The sequence below is a fragment of the Thiococcus pfennigii genome (assembly GCF_016583835.1).
Classification (GTDB): domain Bacteria; phylum Pseudomonadota; class Gammaproteobacteria; order Chromatiales; family Chromatiaceae; genus Thiococcus; species Thiococcus pfennigii.
Window position 1 is genome coordinate 1 of sequence record NZ_NRRW01000095.1, and the last position, 8029, is coordinate 8029.

Genomic DNA, 8029 nt, shown 5'->3' on the forward strand with positions numbered 1-8029 from the left:
GTCCTGGTGGTGCGGGTGTGCGGTGGCCCTGCGCCGCCGCGCCCGCCGGGCCAGGCGACCGGCACCGAGACGGCCCAGACGACCGACCCGCCCGAGGCGCGGCGGCGCAGGGCCACCGCACACCCGCACCACCAGGACCAGGCCGCGGCGAAGGCCACCGCGGCGCCGCACGAGCGGAAACCAGCGACGATGACAGCGCCGGAGAACGAACGCGCCGAGGCGCGCACCCGCCAGCGCACCGCACCAGCAGCCAGCGCCGAGCCGACCAGCGAACGCCACCAGGGCGCGGCCAAGGGCACACCGCCCAGGCCGCGAGCCGGCGCGACCAGGGCACGGGATGGAAGAGCGAAAGCGGACATGGCACCCCCCAGGGACCGGGACCGCCCCGGGCACCCCCCGGGCGGGACCGGGAGCCTAGCGCCACCGGTGACTTAAATATAGCACTTACAGTGCCTTTTATCAAGAAAAAATAGCAAATACAGGTGCTTACGCTCGAACGCGAACAACCGGGGCAGCCCCTGACAGGCCGTGCTTGCCGGCGCCTGCGGAGGGCGAGCCGAGCCGCCCGCGGCGCCCGATGAGCGGCAACGCTTGCGGAGGGCGAGCCCAGGTGAAACGGAGGCGCGCGCAGGGATGCGCCGCCCCAGGGTTGCAGGGATTGGGAGGGGCCAACCGGCAGCCGAGCCGCCCGCACCCCGGCACGGCGCCAGCAGACCGCGGCACCCCGCCTTGCAGACCCTCCCCCTCACCACCTCAAAGGTGCCACCAGCGGTGACGGCCGGCGAGCGAGCCGCACGGCGCTGCCTGCCTGGCACGGCGACAGCGGCGAGCGGTTGACCGGCCCGGGAAGGCGCTGAATGTAGGCGCCCGCGGCGTGTAAACAGGGATTGCCTACCTTACCCGGCCGCCGGGCCGGGCTGCCTGAGCCCCGCCATGATTCGTTGAGGTGGTCTCGGCTGCTGGGGGGAATGGGCGGCCGGTCGCGCGACGAGGCCGGGCCGGACGCAGGGGTCGGACCGCCGGGTGAAGGCGCTGGCCCGGCGGCCTGCCGGCGCCGCGCTCGCCGTCCCGACGCGCCAGTCTCACCGGCTACCCCTCCGTCGCGATCGGCAGCGCAACCGGCAGCCGCGGTCAACGCCGGTGGCGGCGGGGCCGGGGCCACCGCGGCGCACGTTGTCCCCGGGCCGGTCCGAGCGCGCCGCGGGTCTCGAGACTGGGCGATCGAGGTCCGGACGCGATTGCAGCGTCGCCAGCGGCGGGATCGGCGCGCGAGCCTCGGGGCTCCTCATCACGATCCAGTCGAAGGGCCGCGTCGGCGGGATCGTGGGTCGCTGTCACAGGTCGAACCACAGCGACGGCCGCCGACGCGGCATCGGCGGTCGTCGGTCAGCACCGACGGTCGGCGGCGGCGCGGCCGCACGCGTCGGCCGGAGCGCGGCCCCTGCATCGAGCGGGTCGTTGAGGGACGGGGCGGCACCGGGAACGGGTGACGCGGGTCGGTGTCGCGGCTGCTGATTGTCCCGATAGCCGGGGTTGGGGAGCGGGGTCGAGAGGGAAGCTCGGGTGCGGCATGGCACGGCTCGGAGAGCGGCGCGGGCGCGACCGAACCGAGTCACGATTCTGATTGCGTCACGGAGCGGGCGAACCCCGTCCCCTTCGCGACCACTATCCCCCTTCCATGTCGCAGTCCCTCGTTTGAGTAGACTGCTGGTGGCAAGCTGCGGCGCCATCCCGCTGAACTCGCACACAGATCGCGGGATGGGCGGTGCGCTGATCTCGTACGAAGTAGTGCGGCGCCGTGGGTCGTCAGGTGCCGCAGGGTCTTTGAACGGAAGTTCGTTAACTTGCCCTAACGACCATACAGGCGTGGCGGCCCACGGAAGATGAAACGGGATGCTTCACGGTGGCGGGCGAGCGCCGCGCCATCGGTACACCCGATCGACTGTGGACTCCGGAGCTTCGGGGACTGGGATCCTACGCCAGAACCCCGAGTCAAGTCACTGACGCCGACCAGTTCTCCAGCCTTCGAGACTTAAGCCTTTCGCGGCCGCCCCTTGAAATGCACATGATATGCGCATATCATGTGTCTTGCCTGAGCAAGGCATTTTGTCGCGTTTCTGATCTGGCTACCCAGAAACTCGACGGTGCTGGAACATCCAACGCAAACGGTAGCCTGTAACGACGGTAGGAGACAGAGCAGAGAGGAGACATCAGATGGGTAGAGGGAAGTTATCTAGAAGTAAGCCCCTGATAAACAAAGCAAGCAGATCACGAGTGTTGCTGGTCACAAGACGTCTTGCTTCCCGGTTTCGACGCATCTTTCCACGCGCGAATCCAATAGGTAGAGCAATTGCCGCAACCACTCGCCCCAAACGGGCTTTCTGGGGCGCAGGGAATGCACTTGGCAGCGCGCTCGAAAGGCGCACTGCGGCGAGAGATCATGGGAATACCTTTGCTGATTTAGCTGATCTTCGGCCAAATCGTGGCGCACAGAGAGGCGCCCCAAAGTCAACTCGGGAGGTTTCAAATGAAGTAGAACATCATCTGAACTTAGTGCCTCTACGGCACATAGCCACTGCCTAGCTCAGGAGGATGTTCCCGCGAGAACCAGGGTGATACTGAAATGTCGAATCAACCGGTAAAGACCAGGCGCTATAATTTTGTCGTTCCCGAGTCGCTCTACAACGAGTTGACCGACACGGCGAAGAAGCGCGAAACAACGGTCGTGGAGCTCCTTCGCCGGTACGTTAAGCTTGGACTCCTGGCTGATCGTCTTGAAGATACTCCTGACGCTGGGCTTTTCATTCGGGAAGGTGATTCTGAGAAGCAAATTATTATGCTGTAGTTTCGCGAAAGAATCGCCTTGCCGGAGCCTTTCATCAGGAGCCGTCAGTGAAACGTAGAGTTAGCGACTCCATCCGGCTGGACACGCTTGCGGAAGGCAAGTTACCGCAACGAATTAACGAGGCCATCGGTCAGATGGAGTTGACCCTTGCGGAGCTTCAGGAATGGGAAGATGGAAAACCTTCTTTCCACATGAGGCGCACCTCCACAGGCGATCTGCGAGCGCGATTCGACGTTACAATCCCGCTAAGCAGAATAAAAAGCCTCATCCCATGGCTACCAAGGGACAAGGCTTGACAATAAAAGCGTAGTAGCCGAGCCCACGGCATCGCATATGCCCTGCTGTGGGCTCGGCTCTTTAAAAGCTACCAGCTAGACTCCGTCCTGTAAACTGAGCCCGTTCATGGGATTTACGGGATTATGTCACGCAGACGTCGGCCTCTTCCGCGCAACCCGTCCCGATGCAAAGGTTTGCGGCGGCGCCTACTGAAGCGAACGACACTCCCAGCTTCCCCTCAGAACACCCCGTCAAACCAAGCCCCCAGCCACGGCGGCACCCGATTCAACTAGATTTCCTTCTCGTGCAACGGGCACTTGTCCGCGAAGAAGGCCGCCTTCGCCTCGGCGGCATCGGGTTCGACGCCGCACTCGTCCCACACGGCCTGCCGCGCCTCGAGGTTCCCGGTGCAGTTGGCGATGTTCGGCGGGAGCCGGTCGCAGCCGTGCGTCAGGCCCCACAGACATACGAGCGCAACCAGACCCAGGCTGTCCAGCCGTCGGAACATGGTGTCTGGTCCCCTGCCGCTCCCCTGTTCGCGGAATCGGACCTCGCCCTCTCGCCCCCGCGAGAGGTGTTTCGGGGTCTCCAGCCGCACACTGCCGGCGAGCCCCGCCGAGGGCATCCACGGAGAGTATAGGTGATGCGCTCGACACTGCGGGTCACGAGCCGAAATCGGGCGGCGCCCACCGCGCCGCATCGGGGCCAGGCCGGGGTCACCGACCGAGGGCGATGGGGAAGCAATCTGCCCCCGTGTGCACCGGTCGAGTCGCGCCTGGGTCCGGGAGGGAACGCAACAACTGGTGGATCTCGCGCGGGTGCCATTTGCCCTGCGCCATGCGCCGGGCCACCAGCTCGCGGTACGCGCTCGCCGAAAGGGGATGGCGACGGGCGTGGCGCCTGGTGTTGCAGAAGACGCAGGCGGCGACGATGTTCGCCCGCGCGTCCGTGCCGCCGTCGCGGCGCGCGACCAGGTGCTCGGCGGTGCATTGCAGACGCGCCGCCAGCTCCAGAGGGAGACGGTGAAGCCTGGCGAATCCGGTCAGGTCGCGAAGCCAGATCGGCGCACCGCAGTAGTGGCAGCGGCGCCCCTGCGCGCGGTAGGACCGATAGCGGGAGGCCAAGAGAGACATGCGAGACATGAGAAGGCTCCTATCCATGAAGCCCGCTCGCCCTTTCGGGGCTAAGACGGGAAACCAGCCGATGATCGGTCTGGCCGAAAGGCGCGCCGTCCGGTCCGGATCGGGCGCCGGGTTCGTGTAGCCGGGGCAGGCTGATCCAGCCTGAGGCCGGGCTACGGTGGAATGTCATCACGACCGGCGCCCCGGGCGCAAGGAGGCGGACGCCCGCTGTCCGCGATCGGTCGCGGCTCGCGCCGCGCCGGCTAACCGGCCATCCCCTCCCCCACCGGTTCCACCAGCGTTGGATCGTCATTCCGCGGATTCCCGACCCGAGGGCTGACCGGCACGGCCCGGAGCCGGTCCTCTGGATAGGACCGGAGCAACCCCTTCAGCGCCTCCCGGTCCTGGTTCCCCGGGTCCAGCCAGGCCGCGAAGTCCTCCGGGTCGAGCAGCACCGGCATGCGGTGGTGAATCGGCGCGACCAGCGCGTTGGCGGCCGTGACGAGGATGGTGCAGGACTCGATGACCGCGTCGCCCCGGGGGTCGCGCCATTGTTCCCAGAGCCCGGCCATGGCCAGCGGCGCGCCATCGGTCCGGGAGATGAAGTACGGCTGCTTGGTCTTGCTGCCCTCGCGGGCCTGCCACTCGTAGAAGCCGTCGGCCGGGATCAGGCAGCGGCGCTTGAGGAAGGCGGCGCGGTACGACGGGGCCGTGTCGGCGGTCTCGGCGCGGGCGTTGATCGTCGAATAGCCTGTCTTGCGCTCCTTCGCCCAGTGCGGGATGAGCCCCCAGAGCAGCGGGTCGGCACGGCGCCGGCCATCGCGCTCGCGGATCGCGAGGATCGGGGTCGACGGGGCGATGTTGTAGCGCGCGGTGACCTCGGGCGTCTCGAACAGGCTGAAGTAGTCACGCAGGTCGTCGGGTGAGCGCCCGAGTGCGAAGCGTCCGCACATCGCAGCACCTCATGGTCGGTGGCGCCGTTGCCGGCTCGTATGGAGACAACCTTAGCGCAGGAGACAGGGAATGCGTGGCACGAAGTGGCATCCATGCAGCGGGCTCCCGGGAGCGCGCTGGCGTCCCGCGCGTCGCCTGGAGCGCAGCTCAGGCGCGCGCCCACCGAGGCAGGATGCCGAGCCGGGGCCAGGCATGGCCCTCTCCCCCTGGGGGGCGCGAGCGCAGCGAGCGGGGGGATCTAAATCGGTCAGGGCTGCCGGCGCGGGACAGGAGGGACGGGCGTCGTTTGCCCGGCCCGACCCCGCGCCGGCAGACCCACCGCTTGGAGCGCAGCGACCCGCGCCGCGGCCGTGGGGTCCGGGGCACTCCCCGGGTCAGAACAGGTCGTGGCCTGGCGCGGCCCTGGCCCGGCCCGGTGCTGGCGGCCACCACCTGCATCAGACGGGTGCCGCGAGCGCTGGTGCCGGGATGCCGGGGCCGTGACAGGGCACGCTCCGATTCTTCCAGAGCGCCGGCTCCCTGCCCCGGAGCGCCGTGGCGGTGCGCCGCCCTGGGGAGCGCGTCGTGGGCGCTGCCCGGGGCGTGTGCAGCGCCGCAAGCGGGCCAGCCGTTGGCACGGGGCCAGTGCGCCGTCAGGCGCCCTGCCCCCCTTGAGGGGGGTTGGGGGGTGATCCACAGAGGTCGTGGCCGCTTGGAGCGCAGCGACCCGCGCAGCGGCCGTGGGGTCCGGGGCACTCCCCGGATGAGATGAGGTCGGGGCCTGGCGCGGCCCTGGCCCGGCCTGCGGCTGGCGGCCACCGACCCGGATCGAACGAGTGCCGCGAGCCGCGGGACGGATCTGCCGGGGCCGTGACAGGCCACGCTCCGCAGCCTTCCAGAGCGCCTACCGGAGCCCCGGAGCGCCGTGCCACCGCGCCGGGCCGGGGAGCGCGTCGTTGGCGCTGCCCGGCCCGAGTGCGGGGGCGCAAGCGGGCTGGCCGTCAGCACGGCGCAGCGAGCGGCGCGACCCTTGCTCGCGCGGGGTGTGCGCGATGCAAGGGGCGTGACGGGAGCGGTCCGGGTGGGGTCGGCGTCGCGGTTGGCGTCGTGGCCAGCCAGAGTCGACGCGGCGGCCAGTGGTCGCGGTGGTCCGTCAACCGGGCTCTTGCTCGAGCGCGGCCTTCCGGGCCTCCAGGTCTGCCAACTCCTTCCTGAGCCTCGCGATCTCCCGGTTGACCCGGCGCAGCTCGGTCGCGGTCTTGCTGCGTGACAGATGGTCCTCTCCGAGCTCGTCGGCGATATAGCGCTCCAGCTGGCTCCGCAGGAGTCTAAGATACGGATTGCCCCAGACGGCCTCTTCGCGGCAATCCAGCTTCCCGGCCTGGATCCCCTGAGGATGAACTCGCGGTCGACGCCGTACTCCTTCACGGCGGTCACGTCGCTGAGGGTCGCCCCTTTGCGGGTCCACTCGCCGTAGTCCGCCATGCTGTGCTCCTGGTCGAGCCGTTGGTCGCGAGTGGTGTTCGGGTGAGGGCCGGGTGGTACAAGCCCCGAGGTCTGCCCGAAGCACAGACTCACGGCGGTTTCGCGTAAGTCCGTTACGTCTGAGCCGAACACCGCAGCCGGATAGAACGCCCCCGACTACCTTTCTCTTTCCAGGCACTCAGGCAGAACCGCCATGAACCCCACCGCAATCCCGCCGCTGACATGATTGTCCGGCATCATTGGCCCGGCACCTATGCTCGCTCTTCGATCTCTTTCTTTTCCTCGCAAAGATACCCCATCAGCGGTCTATATCTTTTTAGCTCACACCTCAGGTCGCAACGATACGTCCAGCCAATAAACAAAAGAGCGAGAACAACGAATACAATCTCCAAATCTCGGGGATTGTCTCGCCAAGAACCAGCAATCGCGACTCCAAAAAAAATCACACCGGCCAGAAAGAACTCCCACGCCTGCCGTCGCTCGAATCTTCCGATCGCCGACAAAAGCGTTTCCACGAACTCGTCTGGCTGGCTTTCGAAGTGGTTCTTGTAAATCTTAAACGTGCGTGGCCGCGCATGCTTTATATCGGCATTTTTATACGCTATAGCACCTAGAAAGCACAACAACCCCAAAACTCCCGAAAAGACAAAAGTCTCCCGAAATATGTATAACATCAGTATCATCTGGAGCACAGCAAAACCCATCGGTATCAACGTATCAACGATATCAAGAGGCCATACCAAATACTGATCATGAACAACATACCGATGCCAAACCAGCGATGCAAAGCAGAATGCTATTAGAATTTTCCAGATACCCAAGATCGGGAAGCCACTCAAACCTGACTCATCGATCGCGCCCTGGATTACGAAGAAAAGCGAGGCAAGTGCGATACCTTGAACAACGCTGATTAGCGTATTGTATGTGTTCGTAAAGTAGGGTGCGATTGGCTCGTACAGAAGCTTACGAACCTCTGCCGGGTTCGGTTCGCAGTCCGCTACATCCGCCTGCTGTCCTTCTTGAGATCTCACTGCCACCCCTCGCATTGAATCGCTTCCAGGCAAGCGCCATCAGCCTTACTTTGACCTGGGTGCTAATCCACCCGCGTTCCGCCAAGAAAACCCGTACAACGGCGTTGCACTTCAGCAAGGGCAGCCATTTCACACTCCCATATCACAAGCTGAAGTTTCTCGTTTTCCTCAGGCGACTAACCGCATGACAGCCGCGATGAGGGGATTTCGGGTGCCGTGGCCGGGATCGCCGCAGTCGACCCCGAAACCGACGTCGGCGAGCTCATGGGCGAGCGCTCGGCGCACATCGGCGAAGGCATATTCGGTGCGACGTGCAGCGGCGTAGCGCCGCGCGGGGG

General features: G+C 66.0%; 5 protein-coding genes. All 5 read right to left on the reverse strand.

Annotation, left to right across the window (positions count from 1 at the left end; all coding sequences use genetic code 11):
- A partial coding sequence (locus tag CKO41_RS17475) for a hypothetical protein (RefSeq protein ID WP_200383193.1) occupies positions 1–359 on the reverse strand: 359 nt, incomplete at its 3' end.
- A 3051-nt stretch (positions 360–3410) separates the two neighbouring features.
- A complete protein-coding gene (locus CKO41_RS17485; RefSeq protein ID WP_200383195.1) occupies positions 3411–3629 on the reverse strand; it encodes a hypothetical protein in 219 nt (72 codons plus the stop codon).
- Between the two features lie 208 nt (positions 3630–3837).
- A complete protein-coding gene (locus CKO41_RS17490; protein ID WP_200383196.1) occupies positions 3838–4263 on the reverse strand; it encodes an HNH endonuclease in 426 nt (141 codons plus the stop codon).
- A gap of 242 nt (positions 4264–4505) precedes the next feature.
- Positions 4506–5195, reverse strand: a complete 690-nt coding sequence (locus CKO41_RS17495) for an SOS response-associated peptidase (protein WP_200383197.1) — start codon at positions 5193–5195, stop codon at positions 4506–4508.
- Between the two features lie 1716 nt (positions 5196–6911).
- Positions 6912–7691, reverse strand: a complete 780-nt coding sequence (locus CKO41_RS17500; protein WP_200383198.1) for a hypothetical protein — start codon at positions 7689–7691, stop codon at positions 6912–6914.
- Between the last annotated feature and the right edge of the window lie 338 nt (positions 7692–8029).

Coding starts and splice junctions, on each gene's coding strand:
- CKO41_RS17490 (WP_200383196.1), bottom strand. CDS start 4,263: ATGTCTCGCATGTCTCTCTTGGCCTCCCGCTATCGGTCCTACCGCGCG.
- CKO41_RS17485 (WP_200383195.1), bottom strand. CDS start 3,629: ATGTTCCGACGGCTGGACAGCCTGGGTCTGGTTGCGCTCGTATGTCTG.
- CKO41_RS17495 (WP_200383197.1), bottom strand. CDS start 5,195: ATGTGCGGACGCTTCGCACTCGGGCGCTCACCCGACGACCTGCGTGAC.